The following is a 25,804-nucleotide window of genomic DNA, read 5'->3' as shown; positions in this document are numbered from 1 at the left end:
TCTTCAATTTCCCATTGAGACAAACATCCAACGTCATCCTGGATCAAAAGATTCCCAAATTTATCTTCATATAGCATTTTATTCTTCTTCAGCGTTTTCCCAACCCATCATAAATGCTTCTTCTCTAGGGCTTATCTCGTCATTTTCCACGAGCGATTCTCTTTTGCTTTCTGAATAAAATGTTCCCTCTTCTTCAATATCTTCCTCCCAACCTGACCTTATTCTTCTAATTGCCATATTAACACCCCTTATTTTTGACAAATTTTTGCATAACCCCCACTATCTTATAATATAGATATATATTTAGAAAATATATATAATTTTGCCTTAAATTTTATAAAAATTATATAAAAATGAGATTTATATAAATTCAAAACATTTATATATTAGTTTATACTTCGGTGAAATAGGTGGTTTAATGCAACGAAAGGTTATACAGATAGGAAATTCTACACAACTAATATCTTTACCTAGAAAATGGGCACTTAAGCATGGTATTAAAAAAGGAGAAGCTTTAGATGTAGTAGAATCTCAAAAAGGATTGACAATAAGTCCCCCATCTTTAAATAAAAAAGAAAAAAAATTAGAGTTAACAATTAAAAGCCCTGATGGATTTAGAAGAATGTTGTTGTTTTCACCATACATTCAAGGATATACAGAAATAAAAATAAATTATAAAGATCCTGGAATATTCAGTTTAGTATCAGATCAAGTGCAATTCTTGATGGGTTATGAAATTATAACTCAAGAACCAAATTATTGTATTATAAAAAGCATTGCTAGTGCTCTTGATAATGATTTAGATAATATAATCAAAAGAATTTTCTGGTCCACAATATCAATAATGAAAGATATGATAAATGCATTAAATAATAATGATATAAATAAACTTAATAATCTTATAGCATTAGAAGGAACAAACAATAAATTGACGTATTTTTCACTTAGACTCTTGAATAGAGAAGGATATAAAAAAGACGAAAACAAAACAAATTCTATCTATTATCTTATCCATTGTGTTGAAGAGATTGTTGATGATTTAAGAGATATTTGTAGGTATATGATTAAAAATAAACTTAATATTAATAAAAAAACAAAAGTATTATTTGAAGAAATTTCACAATATTTTGAAGAGGTTTATAGTTTATTTAATAAATTTGATAGTGAATCATTATTAAACTTTGATAGAGGAATAAAAAGTTTTATTAGAAAACTTATAAAAATGATGAAACACAACAACACAGATTATGTTATATTGAGTTTTTTACATAATATAGCAGCTAAAATAAAACACCTTCCAACAGAAATTCATTATTAGTTTTATTTAACAACAATATCTTCTATATCAAAATATCTAGAAACTATCTTTTTATATTCTTTAATGTTTTGAGAATCTCTTCCTTTTAGTTTCCCTTTTGTTTGGTTATTTGCATCACTTATTATGATTGTGTCATCTTCTTTTGTTATGTTTTCTACTTTTAGTGGTGATATAAGATTTTTAACAAAAATCTCAATATCATCATCAAATTCAACAATTTTTATCTTTCTTTTTAATACGTTCTCAATTCTTTTGATGTTAGAGCCTTTTTTACCAATCGCTTTACCTATTTCTCCTTGTTTAACTACGAACATCAAGATATTACTATCAATACAATCTTTAACCTTTGCTCTGGTTAATGTTTCAAATAAAGAAATAAGTTTTATGAGATTAGTATCATATTTTATTTTTGTCATTATTTTTTATTCTCTTTTATAAAACTTAAAATTGAGATAGAAAAAGGTTTTTTGCATATAACTCCCAACTCTTCGCTTGATTCATTTAATATAATAGAATCAATTTTAGCTATTTTCGTATATTTTATTATATCATTTTGTATATTTTCTGGGCAATTTTGGCTTATATAAACTTTAGAAATCTTGCCAAGCTTAATGTTTTTTATGTTTTCTTTTGCACCTTTAATTAGTTTTTTTGCAGCTAAATTCTTTTTGATATCAGTTATATCTTTTTGACTCATTTTTTCACCTTTGTTATCAAATCAGGCAATCCAGTACCTACTGGAACTGGTTGATTAAGCATAACGTTTTCAACTACAGAAGTTAATAGATCTATATCTCCAACTAAGGATGAGTCAATTATATGGTTTAGGGGTGTTTCAAAAGAAGCCCTTGCTAAAACAGAAGATTTTCTACTCACAACACCATATCTTGTAACTCCTTCTATTGTTCCATTATTGCACATTGTATCTGCAACAAGCATAATATGTCTTATATCAACATTAAGACCCTGGCTTTCAATAACTTTATAGACTTCTGATATTATTAATTGTCTTGTAGCTTCAATGCCTAGTACTTTTTCTGTTTCATAAAGATCATTTGTTATTGTTCTTGATTTGTCAACAAAATCTAAGTCAAGGATCTCTTTGATATTTGATCCAGCTGTTATAATTATGAATTCTTCTTTTCTTTTTACTGGCAAAACCTGTTTGATGTTTTTTATACCTTTTATGAAAACTGTTTTTAGTTTTTCTTTGAGTTTATAAATTTCATTCAGATTTTCCTCTTTTTCTTTTATTTTTATAACAATGTTATCTTCTTTTTGTTTAACTTTTATTTTTTTAATAGATTTAGAGATAGCATTTGCGACAGTTGTAATATTTATGCCTATTTCCCTCATTTTTTCTCTATCTAATTTTATTTCTATTGTGAAATCGACAATATTAATGGAAAATTCTGAGGCAACTTCATTAAGCATTGTTTCTTTTATAGATGCTGCAATCTGCATAATATTTTTACCTTTATTATGGGGTTTATTAAGATAGATTTCCATCATTGGTGTAGCAATTGTTTTTCTTCCATCAAGGATTTCTATTATTCTTGGCAAACCCATTGTAACGTTCATTTCTGCAACACCAGCAAAGTGGAAAGTGTTTAATGTCATCTGTGTACCTGGTTCTCCAATTGATTCAGCAGAGATGATTCCAACAGATTCTCCAGGAGAAATAAGCGCTTCTTTGTATTCCTGTGCAACCTTTTTAATGTTAGCTTCACTAGCTTTCTTTTCTTTTAGCTCCTTTTTCAGTTTGGGTGTTAACTCTATTTCGTCTCTCATTTTATAACTCTATCAACATTTATTACTCCTTCTTCTGATTTACTTACATCAACACCATCTTCACCATATTTAAATTGAATAATCTTTTTGCTTGCGTCTCTTACTGTATGATCATACTCTACTTTTAGGTCCTGCAAAGCGTTGGATAATCTTCTATAGAGATAACCAGACTTAGGTGTTCTTAAAGCAGTATCCATAAGACTGTCACGACCTGTTATTGATCCAAAGAAGAATTCAAAAGGATTTAATCCTTGTTTGAACCCATTTTGGATAAATCCATGAGATTCAGAACCTAAATCTCCTTTTTTGAAAGAAGACAAAGTCCTTTTGTTATAACCTTTAGTAATTCTTTGACCACGCATAGCCTGCTGACCAACACAAGCTGCCATCTGTGCTAAATTTAATGAATTTCCCCTAGCCCCACTATCAGCCATTATAATTGAAGATGTTCCTTTATGACAATAATCCATAACAACCTGTCCTACTTTATTTCTCTCTTTATTTAATAACTCTAAAATTCTTAGTTCTAGTGTTTCAGATGCTGTTTTTCCAGGGAATACTTCTAATTCTCCTTTATAATAAGAATTAATTAAATTTTGAACATCTTGCTTCACATTTGTGAATATTTCATCGACTTCCTCTCTTGCGTTCTTAGGTAAATCTGTATCTGACAATGTGATTGAAAATCCATTTTTTAATAAAACACCAATTCCCAATCTAAATATATTACTGATAATAATTACAGCGTCATCTGCACCATATTTTTTGTGTAATGCTCTTAGAATAAGTCCTGCTTCTTCTCCAACAGCATTTTTATCAATTACACAACCCTCATTAAGTACACCATTTTTAATTATCACAGGTTTACCTGTCCTATCTGTTCCTTTGAAATCAAAATCATCAGGTAAGAGTGTACTAAATACTTCCTGACCACTAACTTCTTTTTTCTTAGGTAATTTTGAGAAATTATTTATACCAAGGTTATATAATAAATCAACAGCATCATCTCTTTTCATTTTGAAATTATTTGTGGTTAGGATATAATTACCACTAATGGCATCTTGTTTACATCCCATTACACTAAGACCATATCTTGGAGAAATTAGTTGAGTTTGAACCTGCATCAAAATTTCTGCTTCTGCTCTCGCTTCTTCTGTTTGAGGAATATGCAGGTTCATTTCGTCCCCATCAAAATCAGCGTTATAAGGATTACATACTGCTGGGCTTAATCTAAATGTTTTACCAGCTAAGATTCTTACTTTGTGACACATCATAGACATTCTATGAAGAGATGGTTGTCTGTTGAAGATTGCAACATCCCCATCTAATAGGTGTCTTTCAACAATATAACCTTGTTCAATCTCTTCTAGGCTTGCCTCCTTTGTCTCTTCTGTTATTCTTTTCTTTTTTCCACCAGGTCTTATAACATAATTTGCTCCAGGGTAAACATGAGATCCTCTTTTAATAAATCCCTTAAGATATTCTATATTCCATTCAGTGACTCTTTCTGGTACTGTTAGGATTGTAGCAATTTCCATAGGTACTCCAACCTCGTTTAATTGTAGATTAGGATCAGGACTAATAACTGTTCTGGAAGAAAAATTTGTTCTTTTTCCAGCTAAATTTTGCCTTATTCTTCCTTGTTTGCTTTTTATTCTTTCTGTTATTGTTTTAAGAGGCTGTCCTGAACGATGCCTTGCTGGTGGCAGTTGAGCAACAGCATTATCAAAGAAAGTTGTAACATGGTATTGTAATAAATCCCACAAATCTTCAATAATTATTTCAGGAGCTCCTGCATTTATATTTTCAAATAATCTTTGATTTATTCTTACGATATCTCCTATTTTATGTGTTAGATCATCTTCGCTTCTTTCTCCAGATTCTAGAGTTATAGAAGGTCTCATTGTTACCGGTGGTATTGCCATTATAGTTAATACCATCCATTCAGGTCTTGCTACTTTTGCATTTATCCCGAATAAAGATAAATCATCATCTGTAACTTTTTCAAGTCTTGTTCTAACTTCTATTGGGCTTATTCTTTTTTCGTTTTCAATAAATGTTGATGGTTTTTCAAGATTTATTTTTTGTTGTTTAACTTGACAATAAGGGCATTTGTTTTGAGATTTAAGATTTGTTATGATCTGTCTTATTTTCTTCCTTCTTCCAGCTAATCCGCTTTCTTTTTCGGCTTCTTTTAATTCATCTAAACATTTAGCAATCTTAGTTTTAGGAATTAGAACACGTCCACAATCTCTACAAGTTGATTTAAGGATATTTAATATTATACTAACAAATTTTATGTGGATTATTGGTCTTGCTAACTCTATATAACCAAAATGTCCAATACATTCTTTTAATTTACTTCCACATGTCTTACATTTTAATCCAGGATCAATTACTCCTAATCTTATATCCATTAGTCCACCATCAACAGGATATCCTTCTCTATCATATAATTCAGGTGTGACTATCTTAGCAGAAGCCATCTTTTTTATTAATTCAGGACTCAGAGTACCAAATTCAATACTCCTAATTTGTTTATGAACATGTTGGTGGGATTCAAAATCGATCTTTTTTTCTTCAACAGGTTCTTTAGAACCCTTTTCTTCTGGAAGATCTTCTACTTCTGGAACCTCTTTGGTCTCTTCTATGGGTTCAACAACTTCTTCTGCTTTTTCTTCAACAGGTTCTTTGACTTCCTTTTCCTTTGTTTCTTTTTTAGCCATGCTTAAAAATCCTCCGGATTTTTGGCACAAAGAAAAGCTTCGCTTTTCTTGTGCACAAAATCTTTTGATTTTGTTGCACCCTGAAAATCTTTGATTTTCATGGTTTTTAGTATTTATTTTCTAAATTTAATTTTGGATATATACAAAGCGATTTTAATTCATCTAATAAAAGTTTGAAAGCGTAACTTAACTCTATATTATTTATCTCAGTTGCATCACCACAGATAGGACAATAACTTTTATTCTTATATTCATCATATACTGCTATTATACCACAACTTTCACATACAGGAACGACTGTTTTATCTGAATCAAATCTTTCTTTTAGTAATAAAGAAGTTCCATGAGCTACGAAAGTATCTTTCTCCATCTCTCCTAATCTTAGACCTCCTTCTTTTGCCCGTCCTTCTGTAGGTTGTCTTGTTAATAACTGGATAGGTCCACGTGCACGAGCATGCATCTTGTTGCTTACCATATGTCTTAATTTTAGATAGTACATACTTCCTATGAATATTTTTGATTCAAATTGTTCTCCTGTCATTCCATTATATAATGTTTCTACTCCATTTTCTCTGAATCCTAAACCCATTAATTCTTTTCTTAGGTCTTCTTCTTTTTCAGCGCTAAAACAAGTAGCATCAACATATCTTCCAGATAGTGCTCCTATTTTACCTGCGATTAATTCTAACATATGGCTTATTGTCATTCTTGATGGAATTCCATGAGGTGAAAATATTAAATCAGGAACAATACCAGATGCACTAAAGGGCATGTCTGTCTGAGGAACAATTAATCCAACAACACCTTTTTGTCCGTGTCTTGAAGTAAATTTATCCCCTAGTTCAGGAACCTTCCCCTTTCTTAATCTAACCTGGACAAGTTTATTTCCTTCTTCATTCTCAGTTAGTAATACATAATCAATTATTCCGTGTTCACCATGCTGCATTGCAACAGAACTTTCTCTTTTTGTAGATGATGCTAAATTATATTCATCTAACCCTGATAAGAATCTTGGAGGAGAGGTTTTTCCAATTATTACATCTTCTTCCTGAACTTGTGCTTCTGGATAAATAATTCCATCCTCTTCCAGGAATCTATAATCTTTTTCGCTTTTATAACCTTTAACATCTTTATCAGGAACACTTACTTCATCAACTAATCCTCCACTATATCTTAATTCTACTGTAGAGTTTATTCTGAAGTATGTGCTTCTTCCAACTCCTCTTTCTATTGAACCTTTATTAAGAATTATAGCATCATCCATATTATATCCTTTATAACTCATGATAGCAACAATAATGTTTTGTCCTGCTGGATGACTGTCATATTTAGATAGATCGTGCATTACAGATTGAACAATAGGTCTTTGTGGTGTATTAAGGATATTTACATCCATATCCATCTTTAATGGGAAATTTGCTACATATAGTCCAAGGGCTTGTTTCTGGTTTTTGCTCCCAATCATAAGCCTAGCTGGTTGTGTAAAATTACCAAAAGGAACTAAGCTTGTACAATAACCAAGCATCGCTAATGGACTTATTTCCAAATGGGTGTGTTCTGGTGTTAATTCTTTTTCAGAAAAAGAAACTAAACAGTTTTCTTCTTCAGCTGCATCAAGATATTCAATAACACCCTGATCAATTAGATCGTTCCATGTGAGTTCGTTTTTTTCAAGTTGTTTTACATGATTATCTGTTAACAAAGGTTTACCTTCTTTAATAACAATTAATGGTCTTCTTACTCTACCTGAAGTAGAGTTAGTAAAAACATCTTTTGTTTTTTCATCAAGGTAGATATTAACTCCATTATCAATTACTCCTTTTCTTCTTTCATTTACTACTTGTTTTACAAATTCTTCTGGTTCTTCCAGATTTCCTAAAAATCTTCCGTTAAAATAAAAGTCTGACATTATTTAATCTCCTTTAATCCAAGGTTTTGGAATACTTTTACTGTTTCTTCATCGTTTGATTCTTTTGAAAGGGATGCTAATAAAGACAAATTTTTTCTTAATCCAATATTCGTTCCTTCTGGCGTCTCTATTGGACATAATCTTCCTAAATGAGTTGGATGTAGTTCTCTTGCTTGGAAATTTTCTTGTGTGGCGGATAAAGGACTAACAACTCTTTGTAAATGAGAAAGACTATCAATAAAGTTTATTCTGGATATTCTTTGACTTACTCCTTTTCTACCACCAACCCAGTTACCTGTAGCCATTGAGCTGCTTATTCTTGATGTTAGTAATTTTCCTCTTATGATTACCTTTATACTTGGGAATTTTCCTCTTTTAACGATTCTCTGGAAATTGTATAGAACATCGCTAATGAGAACCTTTAGATTAACCATGAAAAGATCAGCTAGAAGATCTCCGCTTGCTCTTAGTCTTTTATTAATATAATGATCTTTATCGTCTATGTTTTGTTCTCCATTTGCAACCCTTATGTATTTTTTAATCATCTTACAAAGATTGTATGCTTTTAGAATTCTGTCTTCTTTTTTTGTTCCGACGTGTGTTAAAAGATACTTATCAAGAATTTCATACATTCTCTCTAATCTTATCTCTTTTGATTGTGTAATTCCTATTTTTTTTGCAATCCAATCTACTGCTTCTTCTTCTATTTTTATATCAACAAATTCATAAAGGTTTATTAGAACATCATCATATTGCTTTTCGCTTGAAACAAAATGCATAATATCTTCATCTTTTAACAAACCTAATGCTTTTATGATGATTAGTATTGGTATTCTTTTTACTCTTGTAAATGAAAGATAGATAATACCATCATTTAATCTTTCTATTGTATGAGGAATCTTAAATGAGCCGTGTTCTGAAAAGAGTTTTCCTATAAAAGGTGAAGGACCAATTGATGCTTTTTCAACTAAGAAATTGTTTGCGGCCAAATCTTCTACATTAACAACAACTCTTTCAGTTCCATTTATTATGAAATATCCTCCTGGGTCGTCTGGATCTTCTCCTTTTTCAATTAATTCATCTCTATTTAAGTTGTTTAGATGACATAGTTTACTTTTAATCATTATAGGTAAATTGCATATCTGTGTTTTGAATGTTTCACGCTGCACTCCGTTTATATGAGAACTTATTTCAATAAAAACAGGACCAGAATAACTTATTTTTCTTAATCTCGCTTCAATAGGATAGATTGCTCTTCTACTTCCATCTGCTTCAATAATTTCTGGTTTATGAACTTCAATTTTATCTAAAGTAATTTTAAAATCATTTACATTTTGAGGGATAATTGTTGGTTCTATGATTCTGTTCTCGTCAATAATTTCCTGAAGTTTTTTCTCTACAAAATTATTGAAACTAGAAATATCAGAATCTACAAAACTCTGTTCCTCAAAGAACTTTTTTATGATAGTTTTTGTTTGATCATCCATTTACAACATACCTATAGAAAATAGCCTCGCCAGCTGTTGGACTTTTTCTTATTATTTTTATTACGTCCCCTATTTTAGGAGATAAAGGGCTTATAGCAGGATCTTTTTTTAGAATCCTAGGAAGTTCTTTTAGAGTTATATTGTATTTTTCAAGAAGATTTTTCTTCTCTTTATCATTAAGTTTTGAGTGTTTTGGAACAAGAATGTGTTCTTCAATTTTGAATTTTGTCATTTTCGATTGAAATGGGCCGAACGAGATTTGAACTCGCGACCCCCTGATTAAAAGTCAGGTGCTCTAGCCAGGCTGAGCTACCGGCCCTTTTTTATGAGTTTTATTTTTGTGAATTTAAACACGCTGTAATTTTAAACGCCCTGGCCGGGACTTTCAAATTAAGCTCTTGTTTTGTTGAACCCGGGTCGAAGCCTTACTGTTTTAATTTTTGAGCTTTAAACCGACAGGGCTTCGTGATAACCACTACACTACCAGGGCTTGATTACGACCTCCATAGTTATAGCTATGACATGATAGCAATAAGACTATAGAATCATTTTTCTGGCATAGTTCAAGAACTTTACATCCATTTATAAAGCTTGCGGTTTTTTTGTAAGATTGTAGTATTCTTCTTATATTTTTTATAAAAACAAAAAGAATATAAACTATTTGTGCCTATAAGATTATGGTGAACTAAAAGCATGCTTATTGAATTTGTAACACTTTTTATATTATTGATATTATCCGGCTTTTTTTCTGGTCTGGAAACAGCCTATATTTCATTAACCCATATACAAATTAAAAAACTAAAAGATATTCATAAGAGAAATGCTACGCTTGTTGAACAATTAAAAGACAACGGTCATAAACTTATTACTACAATCCTTATATGTAATAACCTGGTTAATATTGGTGCAGCTTCTTTAGCTACTTATTTAACCATGATGTTTTTTGGATCAGGGGCTATTGGTATAACAACTGGAATATTAACTCTTTTTATTTTGGTTTTTGGTGAAGTAACTCCTAAAAAACTTGCAATTGATCATAGTGAGTTTATTTGTCTGCATGCTGCTGGTATTTTGAGTTCGTTAATGATCATTTTTACACCCATTATCTGGATTATTGATAGATTGAGCTGTTTGATAATCTTGATTTTTGGCAGGAGAGAAGAAAAGCCAAAAATGACAGAAGAGGATATTATTAATGCTGTAGAGATAGGCGAAGAGATTGGAGAGTTAGAACCTCAGGAAAAAAAGATGATAAATAATATCTTTAAGTTTAATGATATAGAGGTTAAAGATATAATGACTCACCGTACAGAAATGTTTAGTTTAGATGAAGAGACAAAGCTTAGTGATATGATGGATAAAATAAAAGAAGGATTTTATTCAAGAATTCCTATTTATAGTAAAACTAAAGATAATATAAAAGGTATTTTATTGCTTAAACAGATTATTCCTTATCTTAATAAAAATACAAATATCAAGATTAAAAAAATTATGATGAAGCCTTTGTTTGTTCCTGAAACAAAAAAGATTGATCATATGCTTGAGGATTTTAAAAAGAAAAAGACACATATAGCTGTTGTTGTTGATTCTAAAGGTGGTGTGTCTGGCATTGTAACTATTGAGGATGTTATTGAGGAGATTGTAGGGGATATATATGACGAAAAGGATATTGTCCATAAAAAAATTAATCGTTTGAATAAAAATACTTATTTGGTGCATGGTGATAGTGAAATTAAATTAGTTAATAAATTGTTAAGATTAAGATTATCTCAAAAAGATGAGGTTCTTTCAGAATATATTCTAAGAAGAATTGGAAAGATTCCTGAACAAGGTCAGGAAATAAAATTGACTAATGGTAAGTTTGTTGTTGATAAAGTTCTTAATAACAGGATAGAGTTAGTTAAATATATTAAGAAATAATTATTTCTTTTTAGACCACGTGAAAATTTTCATTCTTTTTGATTTTCCATAACCACAACTTGAACAAACTTTTTTAGAAACATGATATGTTCTTTTACCGCATCTTCTGCACATTATATGTGTCTTTTTTCTACTGTGCTTTCCTCTTGATGGTGTTCCTTTTGTCATTTTAGAAATCTTATTCTGGGCTTATAATTGTTATTGTGTCTCCTCTTAAGAACACATTTCCAAGTTTTCTCTTGAGAACCATGTTTCCGGTTTTTACTCTTGTTTTTTTACCGTCTATTTCTTTTTCTACTTCTTCTTGTACATGTTCTTCTGTCTCGTTTAGAACTGTATTTATGTGAGGATCAAAAGCCTCTAATACTCCTCTATATTGTTTTCCGTTTTTTAATTCAACTACAACTCTTTTGCCTTTTGCTCTGTTTAAAGCATCAAAAGGTCTTGACATTTGTTCTTCCATTTTTTCTACCTCAAAAAATAAATAATAAGAAATGGAAATGTTTGTTGTTTATAAATCTTTGTGTTGATTAAAAAACATAAGTTATTTAAATGCTTTAAAATTCCTCAAATAACATGGTAATAATACAATCAAGATCAAAAAGAAGCTCAACAGGAGCCAGATATCGTGCTTATAGAAAGAAAAAGCTTTATGATAAAGGTTCAGAACCGAGCAATACAAAAGTTGGTGCTACTAAACTTAAGAAAGTGAGGGTTCTTGGTGGTAATGAAAAGGTGAAGGTTTTTTTGAGTGAAGTAGCTAATGTTTTAGACCCTAAAACAAAAACATATTCTAAAGCTAAGATTAAAGCTGTTTTGGATAATCCTGCTAATCGTCATTTTGTTAGGAGAAATATAATCACAAAGGGTGCTGTGATAGATACTGAGAAGGGAAAAGCAAAAGTAATTTCCCGACCTGGTCAGAATGGATCAGTTAATGCTGTGCTTGTTTCTTAAGTTTGTTACTTATAAATAATAAAATTTATATAGAGAACTGTTTCTAACATATTGAAATTAAAATGCCACATAGAACACTTCACGATAAAAGAGAAGAAATGATTCAGTTTTTGCTGGAGAATATTGTTGGTAGAGAGATTGAAAGAATAGGTAATGATATTGAGTTTAAAGGTAGTGCAGATAGAAAGTTTTTTATCAAAACTTTGTCAAAACAGGCCGAATTTCCTTATCGTTTTGATGATGACCCTAAACATTTTGATAATGATAGAAGAAGATTACAAGCTATATCTAATTCAATCTCTTTTTTTGTTCAGGGAAAAAATACTTTAGGGTATATTCCTGGATTTGTTTTATTACAGGCTGATACTGATTTTTCTCAATTAAAAGATAGAACTCAACCACTTGTTAATGAAGGGTATTTTCTAAAACAAAAAATTGATTCTGAAGCACATTATGACGAAAGAATACTTGATCCTATTGAAGTTGCTTTATATCAATTTTATCATCATAATACAAGAAACTCTGGCAAAAAAAGGGGGATTAGGGGATTAACATACTTTCCTGAGCTTATTTATTTTAATCCTAAAAAAGGTATTGTGGAGGTAGTAAGTTTTGCTCATGTTACAGATCCTTGTGAGTTTAAAGATGATAATTGTCCTGTTTGTGAAAAACCAAACAGATCAATGCATGATCATCAACCTTGTAAAGCAGGAGGAGCTTATGTAAATTATGCTAAGAAAAGAGGTGTAGCAAGATACGAGAAGAATATCTTAATTTCCAGAACAAGAAGAATAATTGATAGTACATGCCAAATTGAAGCAGAAAAAGGTGTAAGATTTATGCCAGCTGAGTTGAGTATTTCTAAATTAACTCTGCCTTCTGAACAGTATTTGGCTGTTGTTAAGTAAATTTTAAATAGTGTTAATTCTAATTAATGTTATGATAAATGAGTTGTTATGGATTTTATTGATGTTTGTGAATTTTGCAGGAATAATTCTAGCTTATAGATATTTTGGTAGAAATGGTTTATATGCCTGGATGGCAATGGCTATTATTTTAGCAAATATACAAGTTATGAAAACTGTTGGTTTTTTTGGTTTGGTAACTGCAATGGGTAATATTATTTATGGTACTACATTTTTAGTTACTGATATTCTTAATGAGAATTATGGTAAAAAAGATGCACGAAAAGCTGTTTGGATTGGTTTTTTTATTCTGATAACAGTTACTGTTATAATGCATATTTCTTTGGCTTTTGTTCCTCATGAATCTGATATGTTAAGTCCTGCCTTAGAGAGTATTTTTGGTCTTTTACCTAGGATTGCGTTTGCAAGCTTAGCAGCATTTTTAGTATCACAATTACACGATGTGTGGGTTTTTGCTTTGTGGAAGAAAAAGATGAAAGGAAAATATCTTTGGTTTAGAAATAATCTTTCTACAATTGTTTCTCAATTAATTGATAATTTTGTTTTTACATGGATAGCATTTGTCGGTTTTGGAACTTTTTTACCTATGATTTTTGAATGGTCAATAGTTATACAGATATTTATTGTTTCTTATATAATGAAATTTGTTGTGTCTGTTTGTGATACTCCTTTTATCTATTGGAGTAAAAAGATTAAGAAGACTAAAAAATTATTTTAATGTTGCTTTAATAATTGTTACATCTTCTAATGGTTTGTCATTAGAATCTTTTGCTACTTTAACAATCTTATCTACTACATCCATTCCTTCAATAACCTCTCCAAACACAGGATGTTTTGTATCTAAAAAATTGTTATTAACTAGATTAATAAAAAATTGACTTCCGCCAGTGTTTGGTCCAGCATTTGCCATTGAAATTGTTCCTCTATTGTTTTTATTATGATTTGTAAATTCATCTTTAATTGTATATCCTGGACCCCCTGTTCCTGTTCCGGTTGGATCTCCTCCTTGAATCATGAAATTGTTTATGATTCTATGGAATATAACACCATCATAAAAACCTTGTTTTACTAGTTTTTCAAAATTTCCTGATGTTATTGGCATATCATTATATAATTTTATTTTGATATCTCCATGGTTTGTCTCAAGAATTACTATTTTATTGTTTTCATCCATGTTTTTTGCACACCCTATTAATAAACTAATTGACAAAATAATCAATATTAATTTTTTCATCAATTTAATTGAGATATTATATATATAAATGTTTTTATTTCAACCATTTCTTTTTTAATTTTTTAAAAGTTTTATTGTTGATTGATTTTCTTATTTCTTTCATTAGATTTAGAATAAAGTATTCATTATGATAAGAAGCTAATTTGTAATAAGTCCATTCTCTTGACATGTGTAGATGTCTTAGATAGGCTCTTGAATAGTTTTTACATACATAACAATTACAGGATTTATCTATTGATTTTTTATCATCTTTGTATTTGTTTTGTTTAATTATTATTTTGTATTTGTTTTCCATGTTCCCTCCTTCTTCAGGAGAAATAAATAAATGACCTCTTCTGCCCCATCTGGTTGGTGTTACACAGTCAAACATATCTACGCCTTTTTCTACGCTATTTAGAATATCATCTACACCTCCAATACCTAATAAGTGTCTTGGTTTGTTTTTTGGCAGCAATGGAATAACCCATTCTAGAATTTTGTACATGTCTTGTTTTGTTTTTCCTAATGATCCCCCTATTCCAAATCCATCAAAATCTAATTTTCCAATAAACTTAGAAGATTTGATTCTTAGATCTTTAAATGCTCCACCCTGAACAATTCCAAACAAAGCTTGTTCTTTGTTTCTATATTTTAGGCATTCTACAGCCCATTTATGTGTTCTTTCTAGGGCTTTTTTTGTGTATTTTTTATCAGATAATGGTGATGTGCATTCATCAAATGCAAAAATAATGTCAGAACCAAGATTAGATTGTATTTCCATTGATATTTTTGGTGTTAGTTCTGTTTTATCTCCGTTTAGTGGGTTTTTGAATCTAACTCCTTTGTCAGTGACTTTTGCCCATTTCTCTCCTTTGTATTCAATCTCTTCTTTTCCTGGGAATATATTGTTTGCTATCTTTCCTACACCGTGTTCCATTCCATATCCTAGGGAAAATGCCTGAAATCCTCCAGAATCAGTAATAATTGGTTTGTGCCAATTCATAAAATTATGCAAGCCCTTGAATTTTTTTATTATATTGTCTCCTGGTCTTAAATGTAAGTGATATGTGTTTGATAAAATAACTTCTACATCTAATTTTTCTAAATCTTCCTGGTCTAAAGCTCTTACAGAAGCTAGAGTTGCTACAGGTGTAAATGAAGGAGTATGGAAATTTCCGTGTTTTGTTGTGACAATACCTGTTCTGGCTTTTCCATCTTCTTTTATTATCTTAAATTTCATATGATTAAAGAAATATTAAGGGTATTTATTTGTTTCTTATTTTAAATAGATAAATTTAGTTACTCTTAATAAGTGATTAAAAAAACGAAAGATATAAATAGTTGTTGTTTATACTTAAATCCTTGAATTATTAAGAAATGTAAATATGGTATCAAATAAAAAACTAAAAAGGTATGAAATTACCATATCAAGGATAATAAAATGTATTAAACAAATTGAGAGTAGTGATCAATTTGACGAATTATGTGATACTTTAGGTTATGATCCAGATACAATTTCATATGAAGATTTAGTACAAGGAGAAGGATTGAAAAATGCAGATTTATACAGAACAATTCAAAATATGGATGATACTCATGGTACTCTTGTAGATAAATTTTTAACTGAAATTCCTGATATGATTAAACAAGCTCACGAAAAATATCAAGTAGAACATAGAATTGAAGATTATATCTTAGAAAGCCCATTTTCAATTGAAGGGGTGGAATTAAAGGTTTTATATTCAACTTACTCAACTAGAGATTTAACTTGTCAACTAGAAGATAGATTAAGCAATGGTACTGTTGATAATACTGATAGTTGGTTCTCAGGTGTATTTGCAGATATTGCTAATCATTTTGGACAATTTTATGGTATTTCTCATAAAGATTTAGTTGTTATTGCTCAAAATAAAGGTGTTAAAGAAAGTAAAGCACAATACGATATTGATTTTTTTCATATTTTAACAAAAGAAGATTATCAAGGCACACCTATAATATCACCAAACGCTATAAATACTAATTGTTATGCAAATCCCTCAGCTAACCAAAATACATAAATTTATATTATCTCTATAATTAGTTTTTAATATGGATATAAAAAAAGATGTTAATTTTCTTTATGAGATAGGAACATTAAGGTTTGTAAAAAGAACATGGAGCCAATTTTTAACTCCTGAATTCTCAAATGTAACAGAACATACTTTTCGTGCAATGTGGATTTCATTAGTTTTAGCTAAACATGAAAAAGCAGATAGTTCTAAAGTATTAAAAATTGCTCTAATACATGATATACCTGAAACCAGGGTAGGAGATGTTAATTATTTATCTAAAATGTTTACAAATAGGGATGAAAAAAAAGCCATAAACGAAGCTACAAAAGACACTTCTATTGAAGAATATAAAGAATTAATAGATGAATTTGAGAAACAAGAAACTATTGAATCTAAGATTGTAAAAGATGCTGATAATTTAGATGTTGATCTGGAATTAGCTGAACAATATTCTAAAGGAAATAGTTTGATGAAAGATTGGAAAGATATTAGGCTTAAGGTTCGTGATAAATTATTTACAGAAACAGCAAAAAAGATGTTTGATATGATACAAGAATCTAATCCTCATGAATGGCATTTAACTAGTTCTAATAGATTTACAGAAGGAGATTGGAAAGATTAAATAATTAATTTACCATTATCCATTATTTTTTTATTATCGATAAAAATTGTTGGTTTATTAAAAACACCATCTAAATGAATTGGAACATTTATTTTTCCACCATATGATATATTGTTTCCTAAGGCTATATGAGCAGTACCAAATACTTTTTCATCTTCTAATAAGTTTCCAGTTATCTTTGCTTTATCATTTGTGCCAATTCCTAATTCTGCTATTGCATAAGCATCTTTATGATTAATGCTTTCCAGCATTTTTATTAGTTTTTTAGCTGATTTTCCGCCTTTGATTTCTGTTGCATATCCATTTTTTACTGTAACTTTAATTGGTTTGTCTACTTTTTCAAAAAAACAGCAGTCAACAACAAAAATTCCGTTTGTTGTTCCTTCTAAAGGTCCTAGACATGCTTCTCCTGATGGAAGATTCTTGAAATTTCCTTTTTTTCTTATTAACGCTCCTTTTTCAGCTCTTCTTCCTTTGATGTTCATGATAATGTTTGTTCCTTTTTTTGTTGTTAGTTTTACTTTTTTTCCTTTTGTTAGTAATTCTGATATTTTATTTGTTCTTTCTTCTATCTTATTATAATCTGCTTTCATTGTTCTTAGAAACATATCTTTTGTAATCCCCGGCATTGAAGCAATTCTTACACCTTTTTTAGATGCTTTTCTTCGTGCATCTGTATGGCTTAGGCTTTTTGATGTAACCATCATAATTACATCATGTTTTAACATCTCGTTTGCTGTTTTTTTAGAGGGTTCTTGTCCATGAACTTTTGATTCTGGAATTTTTAGTAGTTTTACTTTTTTAGCTTCTTTTGCTAAAACATTTGCTAATATTCTCTTTTTAGTGTCATAAATAATTAGAATCTTTTCATTTTGTTTTAGGCCCATGCAAACTTTTAAGGCAGTTTGGGCTGCTTTTTGTAGAGAACTCATTTTATCTTATTTAAATCGTATAAGATTTCTTCTAATTTTTTTAGATTCCATTTAATTGAGTCTGATTTTTTTCTTAATTGGCCATTTCTTAGATCAAATTTTAGAAATTCACCATAAACATCTTCAACAAAATTCTTTATTTTTTCAACTTCTTTTAGGTTTCTTTTTGTTGCTAGTGCTACTGCTCTTCTACCTAGTTCCCCTGTTAAATCACATATTCCCATTAAGTAATCTTCATAATTAATTTTTAGAGTTTTGAAGCTTATTAGTTTTTTATTCTTAACAAAATTATAATAGCACAATGCTTCTGCATATTCCTGGCAAGCATCTGAATAGCTTCCTTCAAAAAATAGTTTTTTATTGAAATTAACAATATTATCCAATTCTTTTTTTATTTTATTTGCTTTGGTTGTATTTTGTTGTGCTTGTTTTAGATCTGCTCTGTGTGTTGAGTAGATAACTTGTTTAGAAATCTTTAGCAATTCTCTTGCTTTTTTTATTAGCTCTTCCCTTTTAGAATCATATTTTGATAATTCCTTTCTTATTTCGGTAAATTCTCTTAACATTTTATAGTATATGGACTTGAACTATCTTTATAAATCTTTCTTTAGAAATTATTAAATAATACTTTTTCCAGTCATTTCTTTTGGTTGTTTTATATTTAGAAGTTTTAAGACTGTTGGTGCTATATCTTTTAGTCCTTTGTTGTTCTTTAATTTTAATTTTTTATTTGAAACAACAATTAGAGGAACTTTGTTTTTTGTATGAGATGTTTGGTATTTCCCACCTTTATCTTCTAGATTTCCATGATCTGCGAATACTAAAGCTGTTCCATCTTTTTCTAAAACTTTGTCTGTGATTTTCTTTACACATTTATCCACTGTTTCTGCTGCTTTAAGACAAGCTTTTTTTACACTTGTGTGTCCAACCATATCTCCATTAACTATGTTTACAACGATGAATTTATATTTGTCCATCTCTTTTAGCAGCCTTGATGTTATTTTATATGCACTCATCTCTGGTTTTAAATCATAAGTAGCTACTTTTGGTGAATGTATTAAGATTCTTTTTTCGTTTTTGTATGGTTTTTCTATTTGATTATTGAAGAAGAATGTTACATGAGCATATTTTTCTGTTTCGCTAATTCTTAATTGTTTTATTTTATTTCTTGATAAGACTTCTCCTAAGGTGTTTTTTGTTTTTGGTTCTTCAAAAGCGACTCTTGCTCTAGAAGGTTTATAGTATTTTGTCATTGTGACTGGGAATATGTTCTTTTTAAGAATAAGTTGGGTTAGTTGTCTTAATCTGTCTGTTCTGAAATTATAAAAGATTACAGAATCATTTGATTTAATTCCTTTGTAATTTTTTGATTTTCTTGGTTTTATGAATTCGTCTGTTTCATTATTTTTGTAACAGGTTTTTAGAAGTTTTATTGGTTTTTCAAACTCTTCTGCATTTGCATTTGCAATACATTCATATGCTTTTTTTGTTCTGTCCCATCTCTTATCCCTATCCATAGCATAGTATCTCCCTGAGATGGTTGCTATGTTTTTTGTTTTTCTTAGAAGTTGTCTTATGTTTTTTATGCTGTTTTTAGGAGGAGCATCTCTTCCATCTGTTATTATGTGTATTTTAAAATTTTTGAAGTTTTGTTTTTTACATAGGTCTAATAGAGCATAAAGGTGTTTTTTATGTGCATGAACACCTTCTTTTTGTAGTAATCCTATTATGTGTAAAGTTGAATTGTGTTTTTTGCAGTTTTTTAATGCGTTTATGAATTGTTTGTTTCTGAAAAAATCTCCTTTTCTTATTGATTTATTAATTTTTGTTAAAGGTTGTTTGATAATTCTTCCAGAACCGATTGTTACATGTCCAACTTCAGAATTTCCTTGGTAATTTGGTGGTAGTCCGACTGCTTTTCCTGCAGCTTTTAGTATTGTTGTTGGATATTTTTCCATTAAATTATCTGTGTTTATTGTATTTGCTTCTGAGATATAGTTGTCTTTTTTGTTTTTTCTGTATCCCCATCCATCTCTTATGATTAATACTACTGGTTTATTCATTATTATGATTTTGGTTATTTGTTTATTTAAATCTTTCTGAAGAGTTGAATAAAAGAAAGCTTTTTATAATTATTTTAATTCCTTTTTTTATGAGGGTTCCTGATGTAGAATTAGTTCTGGAAGAACTTGTTGATTCAATGAAAGAAAACTGGCCTTTGTTAAGAGAGGTAAGAGTTTTTGGCAGTTACAATACTGATCGTTGGGATCCTGAAAGGTCGGATATTGATCTTTATGTTTTGATTGGCGGCAGTAATGCAGCAGCATATTCTACACGTGAACTTATGAAAACCTTAAAGGTTCCAAGAAAAAACAAACTTGAACTGCATATTTATACTCCTTATTCTTCTCCAACAACAATTAATATGGGACGAGGAGATATGAAAACAAACAGGGAAGCTGGAAGATTATTGTATAGAAAAGGATTTCTTTATAGCTTAAGTGATTTTTTAAATAAAAAAATAGACAGTGCTAGGGCTTCTATACATTTCTCTCAATCACCAATGTTAAAACCTCTAAAGAAGTATTTATGAGTTTACTTTTTAGATGATATTGAACTAAAATTTTTAAACACAACCCATCATAAAAGAAAGCTTTTTAAATACCTCAAATTTCTTCATTTACTATGAAACTACCAAAATCAGTAAAAAGACTTTGTCCTTTTTGTAAAAAGCATACAGTCCATACTGTAAAGAATCAATCATTTAAGGGTTTGAATAAAGCTCATACTATGTCGAGAGGTTCTAAACCTAGAGTAAAATCAAGAGGATTAAGACGTGGATTTGGTAATCTTGGAAGATTTTCTAAAAAAGCAATGGGTTCCTGGAAAAGATATGGTAAAAAACAGACTAAAAAGACTGATTTAAGGTATACTTGTAAAGAGTGTGGAAAAACCCATGCTCAGAGACAAGGTACAAGAGCAAAAAAAGTTGAGTTTGCTTAGAATTCTTAACTATCTTCTATGTCCTCTATTCCTACTATGAAACTGTCCTCTTCTCATTGGTTGTCGTCTTGAATCATCAGTTCTGATTGCAACGACTTTCTCTAAGAAAGGTATTTTTATTTCTTCAATGTTGAAATTACGATATTGATTCATAACATTTGAAAAATTATCATAATCATACTCACATAAAACATTAACAACTTGTCCTTCAGCACCTGCTCTTGCTGTTCGACCTATTCTATGAACATACTCTTTAGTGTCTTTTGGAATGTCATAATTATATACGTGTGAAACATTGTTAATATCCAATCCTCTTGCTGCAACATCTGTACAAACTAATACACTTACTTTTGCAGTGTTGAACATTTTAAGTGTGTTTTTTCTTTTATTCTGTGTTAAACCTCCATGAATAGGTGTTGCTTTGATATTGTTTGCTTTGAGATTTTTAGCGACAAAGTCGGTGTTTCTTCTAGTATTACAGAAAACCATTACTAAACCTGAAGTTTCTTTCTTTAGTAAGTGTACTAACAATGACAACTTCATGTTTTTTTTAACATTATAATATACTTGTTTGAGTTTTGATGGATCAACCATGTTTTGAGCTGAGACTATGACTTCATTGTTCATATGTTTGTTAGCCAAAGATTTCACTCGTGAAACTGTAGCTGAGAAAAATAATGTTTGTCTCTTTTTTGGACAAGCTCTTATGATTCTTTCCACATCATCTATAAATCCCATATCAAGCATTCTATCTGCTTCGTCTAATACTAATAAGTTAATTCTTGTTAAGTCAATGGTTCTTCTTTCAAGATGATCTAATAATCTTCCAGGTGTTGCAATGACTACTTCTGCTTTTTTTAAATCTTGAATTTGAGCAGTAATTGATACACCTCCATAAACTGATATTACATTCAAATGTTTATGATATGCTAATTTTCTCAAAACATCTTTTACTTGTTCTGCAATCTCCCTAGTTGGAGTTAAAATTAATGCTTGTACTCCTTTCTTAGGAAGTGTGTGATCAATTACCCCACATCCAAATGCTAGTGTTTTCCCAGAACCAGTTGCAGATTCTCCAATAACATCTTTTCCTTTCATAATATGTGGGATAGATAGAGTTTGTATCTCTGTTGGTTCTGTAATATTCATATGTTTAATTGATTTTAATAGTTCTTGGCTTAAGCCAAACTTTTCAAATACGTTCATTTTATTATACCTCTAATATACAGCAATTCTTATAGAAAAAGCAAAATGTTCAATAAATCTAATCAGGTGCTCTTTCGTCAATAATATGCGTTATTGATAGAGAAGAGTTTTGGTTGGTTTATAAAGTTAATGGTTATATAGGTTAACTCCCTTCAGAATAAGTGTATAGATAGGTCTATTAAGTTTATTAAAAAAATATTAAAAAAATAAAATTATACCCTATTTAGAAATCTTCACTTGCTTTTTCTTTAGGTTCTTCCTTAGATTCTTCTTCAGGTGCTTCACTTCCACCTTGAGCTAAAGAAACATTCTGTGCTTGTAATCCTCTGTCACCTTCTGAAGGATCGAATGTTACTCTATCATTATCATTGATCATTGTTCCTTCTGTTAGTGCCGAAAAATGTACAAAATATTCTTTTTCGTCTTCTCCTTTTATAAAACCAAATCCTTTTTTTCTGTTAAAAAATTTTACTTCTCCATTCATTTGTTTTTCACTCCGTTTAAAGTCTTAAAGACTTATTGAGTAGAGAGTTATAGGGTCTGTTTATAAACCTTTCGGTTATATTTAATGAAAAAGCAAAGAATTAAATATTATTAATAAAAAAAGGTTTAGTAATAGAAAGGAGGTTATAATGGGAAAAATAGGTAAATTAATAAAATTAGCAGGTGCTGCTATTGTTCTGAAAAATATTGTTACTAAAGTGATTAGAACAGCAAGCCCTCCTAAAAAGAAGAAATCTACAAAGAAAAAATGAGGTATTATTATTTTAGAAATATTATCTTATTTTTTGTACTTGTAGTTGTGTTTGTTTCTATGGCTAAGCAACAAGAGATTTCTGAAGAAGAAGTTGGTGAGGGAATAAATTTTCAGAAATATCTTGATGATCCGTGGGATTATCACAATCAAAAGGTTGCTGTTTTTGGTTTTTTAGGTTATAAGTTTTATTCTGGTTCTTACCATAAACTGATTATTGATGAATCTGGCAATGAGATTGAATTGACTAAAGTTGATCCAGAGTATAGATTTGTTAGTGAAGGTGTAACAGATCGTCTTTATCTTGTAGAGGGTATTTTTAAGAGAGGGCAAGAATTTATCTCAATTGATGTTCTGGGAATCTTTCCTGTTAGGGGTTATATTAGATCAAATAAATAAAAAGAATTAAGCTTGTGCTATTGAATCTATTCTTTTTTGTTGACAGCCCCCACATAGACCACTACGTATTATATACCTTAGAACAACAATTCTTAAAAGAATTTAAAGAATTAGGGTTTAATATGGAAAAATTTACAAAAAAACAACAGATTAAGGAATTAAAAGAAGGAGATATAGTTAATGATATCTTTGTTGTAAAGATTAAGAGAAGCATTAGCGAGTATTCTAAAGGGCATTTCTTTACTTTAATTCTTTCTGATTCTTCAGGAGGAAGTATAGAGTACAAGTATTGGGGTGATTTTGATCAGGATAAAGTAAAGGCAATTTACAATCTTATAGCACCTGATTCGGTTGTCTTGGTTAAAGGAAAGGTTTCGAGTTACCAGAATAAATTACAGATTGGAAATAGTGACCCTAATAATATAAGGGTTCTTAATCAGGATGAGTATGAAGGTGATTTTATTGCTGGTCCTCAGAAAGATATAGATGAGATGTATTCTGGTCTAATGTCAAAAATAGATTCTATTAAGAATGAAGATTTGAAGAAACTTTTATTAGATGTTTTTAATTCTTTAGGAGATAAGTTTAAGCAGCATCCTGGAGCTATTCAGATACATCATAACTGGCGTGGGGGATTATTACAGCATACTTTGGAGATTGTTGAATATTGTGAAACAAGCTGCAGGTTGTTTCCTGAACTGGATAGAGATTTGTTGATATCAGGCACTTTGTTGCATGATATTGGCAAATTAGAGGAGATTGAGACTACTTCTCGTATAAAAGGTACTCGTAAAGGTCAGTTTATAGGTCATTTAACTTTAGGTGTTATTCATGTTGCTGATAAATTAAAGGATAGTTCTGTAGATGATTTGTTAAAAGAGAAATTATTGCATTTGATTGTGAGCCATCATGGTGAATTAGAGTATGGTTCTCCAAAAAAACCAATGTTTGCTGAAGCTGTTGTGTTGTATTTTGCTGATCAATTAAGTTCAAGAACTTCTGAATTCATAGAGTTTATTAAAGAGAATAAAGATGCTACAGATGATGATTCTATGTATCATCGCAGACACTCAACAAATATATTTCTTAGGTAATTTTATTAACAAGATAGCAATAAAACAAAAAGTTTAAAAAATAGTAATTCTTCATGTTATGAGTATAGGTTAAGCAATGGAAGTAAAAAGAAAATTAAAGGAGGTGTAAAAATGTGTTTTGTTAAATGGGTAGAAAAATTAATTAAAAAGATGAAGTGGTATGATATATCACTGCTAAAAGGATCTGTGTTTTTCTTTACACTGTTTTTGGTAACTGTCTGGGCCGGATTTAGAGATTTTGTTTTAGGAGTCCACTGGGGATGGTTTTTAGTTTTAGGTTTAGTTTTCGCGGCCCCACTTTGCAAAAAGATGTTTAGCAAATAAAAAACATTTTTTTCTTTTTTTAATTATTTAGTAAGAATTTGATTCTTCTTCTCTTTCTCTTGCTATCCTCCTTCCCTCATAATAAGCTAAGGTGGATAGAAACAAACTACCGCACGCTATAAAGAACCCTTTTTGAAAATAATCAAATGAGTTGTGGAAATCTTCTTTAAAAGCAGAATTTTCTGATACTGATGCTCTAGGATCATCCTCTTTAACAAGATAATGAACAGCTGTTCCTAAATTATAAGCACTAAATGTGCAAGCAAATATTCCTACACCACAGGTAACTACAGTTATGGTTTTGTATCTCTTTAAAAGCCAATTTTCAAATCTCTCATGTCTACTTAAAACTCTGTCTTCTAGTTTAATACTTGGTTGTTTTATATCCATATTGGATTTGGAAAATTTGGATTTATATAAATATTTTTATATTAATTCTTTTATCTCAGAAGTAGTTAGTGGCTTATCATAAATTCTTACATCATCAAGAGCTCCTTTAAAGTATATAAAATCAGGAGAGAGCATATAAGAGCTTCTTCCGTATCCAAGCATTAGTTTTGTTTTTCCTGAAATGTCTTTTAGAAAAGAAGAGTCTTTTGAATTACCAAAATTATAGCGTCTGTTTGTGATTTCTACTCCATTTAGATACCCTGTGTTTCCATTAGGTGAAACAACAACAGCAAAATGATGCCATTTGTTTTCCTCTACATTCTTATTTGAATCAAAACAAAGGAATGGTTCTTGATTGTGTTTTTTCCCTAGAATATAATTGAAATGTGCAACTTGATAGCCTATTGCCATAATATCTTGTACATCCTGAACTGAATCAACTAAGATTGAACAAGGACTTGTTATATCTGGATATTTATTTGCTATTGCAAGGTTTTCGCTACAGTCAGGATTTGATTCATCAGTAAAAAAATGAGGTACAAATTGTCTTAAAAAATCTTCCTGTATAACATAATTTTGGTATGGATCTGCTATGTCAACTCCTCCGTTATTTGTCTGCATTTCCTGTTCTAATACAACAGTATCTAGAGAAATACCATCATATATTGTCTCTGGTATAGTCTCTATTCCTAAAAAATGAGTTGACATATGCTATGAAATAATATATTCTTTAAAAATCTTTCTATTGTTACTACTTTGGGATTAAGAATATAGGAAGATTT

General features: G+C 30.1%; 31 protein-coding genes and 1 tRNA gene. 12 read left to right on the top strand and 20 right to left on the bottom strand.

The window, feature by feature from the left end; translation table 11 throughout:
- Positions 1-78: 78 nt before the first annotated feature.
- Positions 79-261 carry a hypothetical protein gene (locus CEE44_00280; protein ID TKJ16959.1) on the bottom strand — a complete coding sequence of 61 codons (183 nt, stop codon included), beginning with the start codon at positions 259-261 and terminating at the stop codon, positions 79-81.
- Between the two features lie 157 nt (positions 262-418).
- Between CEE44_00280 and CEE44_00275 the strand changes: the two genes are divergently transcribed.
- Entirely contained in the window at positions 419-1,318 is a 900-nt protein-coding gene (locus CEE44_00275; protein ID TKJ16958.1) for a hypothetical protein, read from the top strand.
- 2 nt (positions 1,319-1,320) lie between these two features.
- On the opposite strand, the gene CEE44_00270 is transcribed toward CEE44_00275, so the two are convergent.
- The 8 genes from CEE44_00270 to CEE44_00235 all read right to left on the bottom strand — a co-directional run bounded on the left by CEE44_00270 (position 1,321) and on the right by CEE44_00235 (position 9,550).
- Positions 1,321-1,734 (bottom strand): transcription elongation factor NusA, encoded by a 414-nt coding sequence (locus tag CEE44_00270; protein ID TKJ16957.1) that lies wholly within the window; start codon positions 1,732-1,734, stop codon positions 1,321-1,323.
- A complete protein-coding gene (locus CEE44_00265; GenBank protein TKJ16956.1) occupies positions 1,734-2,015 on the bottom strand; it encodes a 50S ribosomal protein L30 in 282 nt (93 codons plus the stop codon). The genes CEE44_00270 and CEE44_00265 overlap by 1 nt, the downstream gene beginning before the upstream one ends.
- Positions 2,012-3,109: a DNA-directed RNA polymerase subunit A'' gene (locus tag CEE44_00260; GenBank protein ID TKJ16955.1), complete on the bottom strand. Its 1,098-nt coding sequence runs from the start codon at positions 3,107-3,109 to the stop codon at positions 2,012-2,014. The genes CEE44_00265 and CEE44_00260 overlap by 4 nt, the downstream gene beginning before the upstream one ends.
- Positions 3,106-5,835, bottom strand: coding sequence for a DNA-directed RNA polymerase subunit A' (gene rpoA1, locus CEE44_00255; GenBank protein TKJ16954.1), 2,730 nt, complete (start codon positions 5,833-5,835; stop codon positions 3,106-3,108). Before rpoA1 ends, CEE44_00260 begins: the two co-directional genes overlap by 4 nt.
- Before the next feature lie 106 nt (positions 5,836-5,941).
- Positions 5,942-7,744 (bottom strand): DNA-directed RNA polymerase subunit B, encoded by a 1,803-nt coding sequence (rpoB, locus tag CEE44_00250; protein TKJ16953.1) that lies wholly within the window; start codon positions 7,742-7,744, stop codon positions 5,942-5,944.
- Positions 7,744-9,231: a hypothetical protein gene (locus CEE44_00245; GenBank protein TKJ16952.1), complete on the bottom strand. Its 1,488-nt coding sequence runs from the start codon at positions 9,229-9,231 to the stop codon at positions 7,744-7,746. Before CEE44_00245 ends, rpoB begins: the two co-directional genes overlap by 1 nt.
- A complete protein-coding gene (locus tag CEE44_00240; GenBank protein ID TKJ16951.1) occupies positions 9,224-9,463 on the bottom strand; it encodes a DNA-directed RNA polymerase subunit H in 240 nt (79 codons plus the stop codon). Before CEE44_00240 ends, CEE44_00245 begins: the two co-directional genes overlap by 8 nt.
- 12 nt (positions 9,464-9,475) lie before the next feature.
- Positions 9,476-9,550 (bottom strand) — tRNA-Lys (locus tag CEE44_00235).
- 374 nt (positions 9,551-9,924) lie between these two features.
- On the opposite strand from CEE44_00235, the gene CEE44_00230 reads away from it, so the two are divergent.
- Positions 9,925-11,151, top strand: coding sequence for a hemolysin (locus tag CEE44_00230; GenBank protein TKJ16950.1), 1,227 nt, complete (start codon positions 9,925-9,927; stop codon positions 11,149-11,151).
- On the opposite strand, the gene CEE44_00225 is transcribed toward CEE44_00230, so the two are convergent.
- Together CEE44_00225 and CEE44_00220 are read right to left on the bottom strand one after the other, a co-directional pair.
- On the bottom strand, positions 11,152-11,319 hold the full coding sequence (locus CEE44_00225; GenBank protein ID TKJ16949.1) for a 50S ribosomal protein L37e: 168 nt from the start codon (positions 11,317-11,319) through the stop codon (positions 11,152-11,154).
- A 10-nt stretch (positions 11,320-11,329) separates the two neighbouring features.
- Entirely contained in the window at positions 11,330-11,614 is a 285-nt protein-coding gene (locus CEE44_00220) for a small nuclear ribonucleoprotein (GenBank protein TKJ16948.1), read from the bottom strand.
- A 113-nt stretch (positions 11,615-11,727) separates the two neighbouring features.
- On the opposite strand from CEE44_00220, the gene CEE44_00215 reads away from it, so the two are divergent.
- From CEE44_00215 to CEE44_00205, 3 genes are all read left to right on the top strand, one after another.
- On the top strand, positions 11,728-12,108 hold the full coding sequence (locus CEE44_00215; GenBank protein ID TKJ16947.1) for a 30S ribosomal protein S8e: 381 nt from the start codon (positions 11,728-11,730) through the stop codon (positions 12,106-12,108).
- A 62-nt stretch (positions 12,109-12,170) separates the two neighbouring features.
- Positions 12,171-13,016, top strand: a complete 846-nt coding sequence (locus CEE44_00210; GenBank protein ID TKJ16946.1) for a hypothetical protein — start codon at positions 12,171-12,173, stop codon at positions 13,014-13,016.
- Between the two features lie 31 nt (positions 13,017-13,047).
- Complete coding sequence (locus CEE44_00205; GenBank protein ID TKJ16945.1) at positions 13,048-13,752, top strand: hypothetical protein; 705 nt, start codon at positions 13,048-13,050, stop codon at positions 13,750-13,752.
- On the opposite strand, the gene CEE44_00200 is transcribed toward CEE44_00205, so the two are convergent.
- Positions 13,744-14,268: a peptidylprolyl isomerase gene (locus tag CEE44_00200; protein ID TKJ16944.1), complete on the bottom strand. Its 525-nt coding sequence runs from the start codon at positions 14,266-14,268 to the stop codon at positions 13,744-13,746. The two genes, CEE44_00205 and CEE44_00200, sit on opposite strands and share 9 nt — an antisense overlap.
- Before the next feature lie 34 nt (positions 14,269-14,302).
- Positions 14,303-15,487: a tRNA guanosine(34) transglycosylase Tgt gene (tgt, locus tag CEE44_00195; protein ID TKJ16943.1), complete on the bottom strand. Its 1,185-nt coding sequence runs from the start codon at positions 15,485-15,487 to the stop codon at positions 14,303-14,305.
- Between the two features lie 145 nt (positions 15,488-15,632).
- Here tgt and CEE44_00190 point away from each other — a divergent pair, with 145 nt between their 5' ends.
- Complete coding sequence (locus CEE44_00190) at positions 15,633-16,304, top strand: hypothetical protein (protein ID TKJ16942.1); 672 nt, start codon at positions 15,633-15,635, stop codon at positions 16,302-16,304.
- A gap of 31 nt (positions 16,305-16,335) precedes the next feature.
- A complete protein-coding gene (locus CEE44_00185; protein TKJ16941.1) occupies positions 16,336-16,920 on the top strand; it encodes a hypothetical protein in 585 nt (194 codons plus the stop codon).
- Here CEE44_00185 and CEE44_00180 read toward each other — a convergent pair.
- The 3 genes from CEE44_00180 to CEE44_00170 are packed head-to-tail and all read right to left on the bottom strand — an operon-like array spanning position 16,917 to position 19,918.
- Positions 16,917-17,852, bottom strand: coding sequence for a leucyl aminopeptidase (locus CEE44_00180; GenBank protein ID TKJ16940.1), 936 nt, complete (start codon positions 17,850-17,852; stop codon positions 16,917-16,919). The two genes, CEE44_00185 and CEE44_00180, sit on opposite strands and share 4 nt — an antisense overlap.
- Positions 17,849-18,418, bottom strand: coding sequence for a hypothetical protein (locus tag CEE44_00175; protein TKJ16939.1), 570 nt, complete (start codon positions 18,416-18,418; stop codon positions 17,849-17,851). The genes CEE44_00180 and CEE44_00175 overlap by 4 nt, the downstream gene beginning before the upstream one ends.
- Positions 18,419-18,469: 51 nt before the next feature.
- Positions 18,470-19,918 carry a phosphoglycerate mutase (2,3-diphosphoglycerate-independent) gene (locus tag CEE44_00170; GenBank protein ID TKJ16938.1) on the bottom strand — a complete coding sequence of 483 codons (1,449 nt, stop codon included), beginning with the start codon at positions 19,916-19,918 and terminating at the stop codon, positions 18,470-18,472.
- Positions 19,919-20,004: 86 nt separating this feature from the next.
- Between CEE44_00170 and CEE44_00165 the strand changes: the two genes are divergently transcribed.
- Together CEE44_00165 and rpl44e are read left to right on the top strand one after the other, a co-directional pair.
- Positions 20,005-20,445, top strand: a complete 441-nt coding sequence (locus tag CEE44_00165) for a hypothetical protein (protein ID TKJ16937.1) — start codon at positions 20,005-20,007, stop codon at positions 20,443-20,445.
- Between the two features lie 92 nt (positions 20,446-20,537).
- On the top strand, positions 20,538-20,855 hold the full coding sequence (gene rpl44e, locus CEE44_00160; GenBank protein ID TKJ16936.1) for a 50S ribosomal protein L44e: 318 nt from the start codon (positions 20,538-20,540) through the stop codon (positions 20,853-20,855).
- A 9-nt stretch (positions 20,856-20,864) separates the two neighbouring features.
- Here rpl44e and CEE44_00155 read toward each other — a convergent pair whose 3' ends face one another.
- Both CEE44_00155 and CEE44_00150 read right to left on the bottom strand, forming a co-directional pair.
- Complete coding sequence (locus tag CEE44_00155; protein TKJ16935.1) at positions 20,865-22,061, bottom strand: ATP-dependent RNA helicase; 1,197 nt, start codon at positions 22,059-22,061, stop codon at positions 20,865-20,867.
- Positions 22,062-22,284: 223 nt separating this feature from the next.
- On the bottom strand, positions 22,285-22,545 hold the full coding sequence (locus CEE44_00150; protein TKJ16934.1) for a cold-shock protein: 261 nt from the start codon (positions 22,543-22,545) through the stop codon (positions 22,285-22,287).
- 267 nt (positions 22,546-22,812) lie between these two features.
- Between CEE44_00150 and CEE44_00145 the strand changes: the two genes are divergently transcribed.
- The 3 genes from CEE44_00145 to CEE44_00135 all read left to right on the top strand — a co-directional run bounded on the left by CEE44_00145 (position 22,813) and on the right by CEE44_00135 (position 24,632).
- Positions 22,813-23,214, top strand: coding sequence for a hypothetical protein (locus CEE44_00145; GenBank protein TKJ16933.1), 402 nt, complete (start codon positions 22,813-22,815; stop codon positions 23,212-23,214).
- A gap of 122 nt (positions 23,215-23,336) precedes the next feature.
- A complete protein-coding gene (locus tag CEE44_00140) occupies positions 23,337-24,308 on the top strand; it encodes a hypothetical protein (protein TKJ16932.1) in 972 nt (323 codons plus the stop codon).
- A 111-nt stretch (positions 24,309-24,419) separates the two neighbouring features.
- A complete protein-coding gene (locus tag CEE44_00135) occupies positions 24,420-24,632 on the top strand; it encodes a hypothetical protein (protein TKJ16931.1) in 213 nt (70 codons plus the stop codon).
- A gap of 27 nt (positions 24,633-24,659) precedes the next feature.
- Here the strand turns inward: CEE44_00135 and CEE44_00130 are convergent, their stop codons facing one another.
- Positions 24,660-25,022 carry a hypothetical protein gene (locus CEE44_00130; GenBank protein ID TKJ16930.1) on the bottom strand — a complete coding sequence of 121 codons (363 nt, stop codon included), beginning with the start codon at positions 25,020-25,022 and terminating at the stop codon, positions 24,660-24,662.
- Positions 25,023-25,058: 36 nt separating this feature from the next.
- The gene (locus CEE44_00125) at positions 25,059-25,730 is read right to left on the bottom strand and encodes a hypothetical protein (GenBank protein ID TKJ16929.1); all 672 of its coding nucleotides are present in this window, start codon (positions 25,728-25,730) and stop codon (positions 25,059-25,061) included.
- Positions 25,731-25,804 lie beyond the last annotated feature (74 nt).

The organism is Candidatus Woesearchaeota archaeon B3_Woes, assembly GCA_005222965.1.
GTDB lineage: Archaea > Nanobdellota > Nanobdellia > Woesearchaeales > B3-WOES > B3-WOES.
This window is presented reverse-complemented; position numbering and strand designations above follow the sequence as displayed.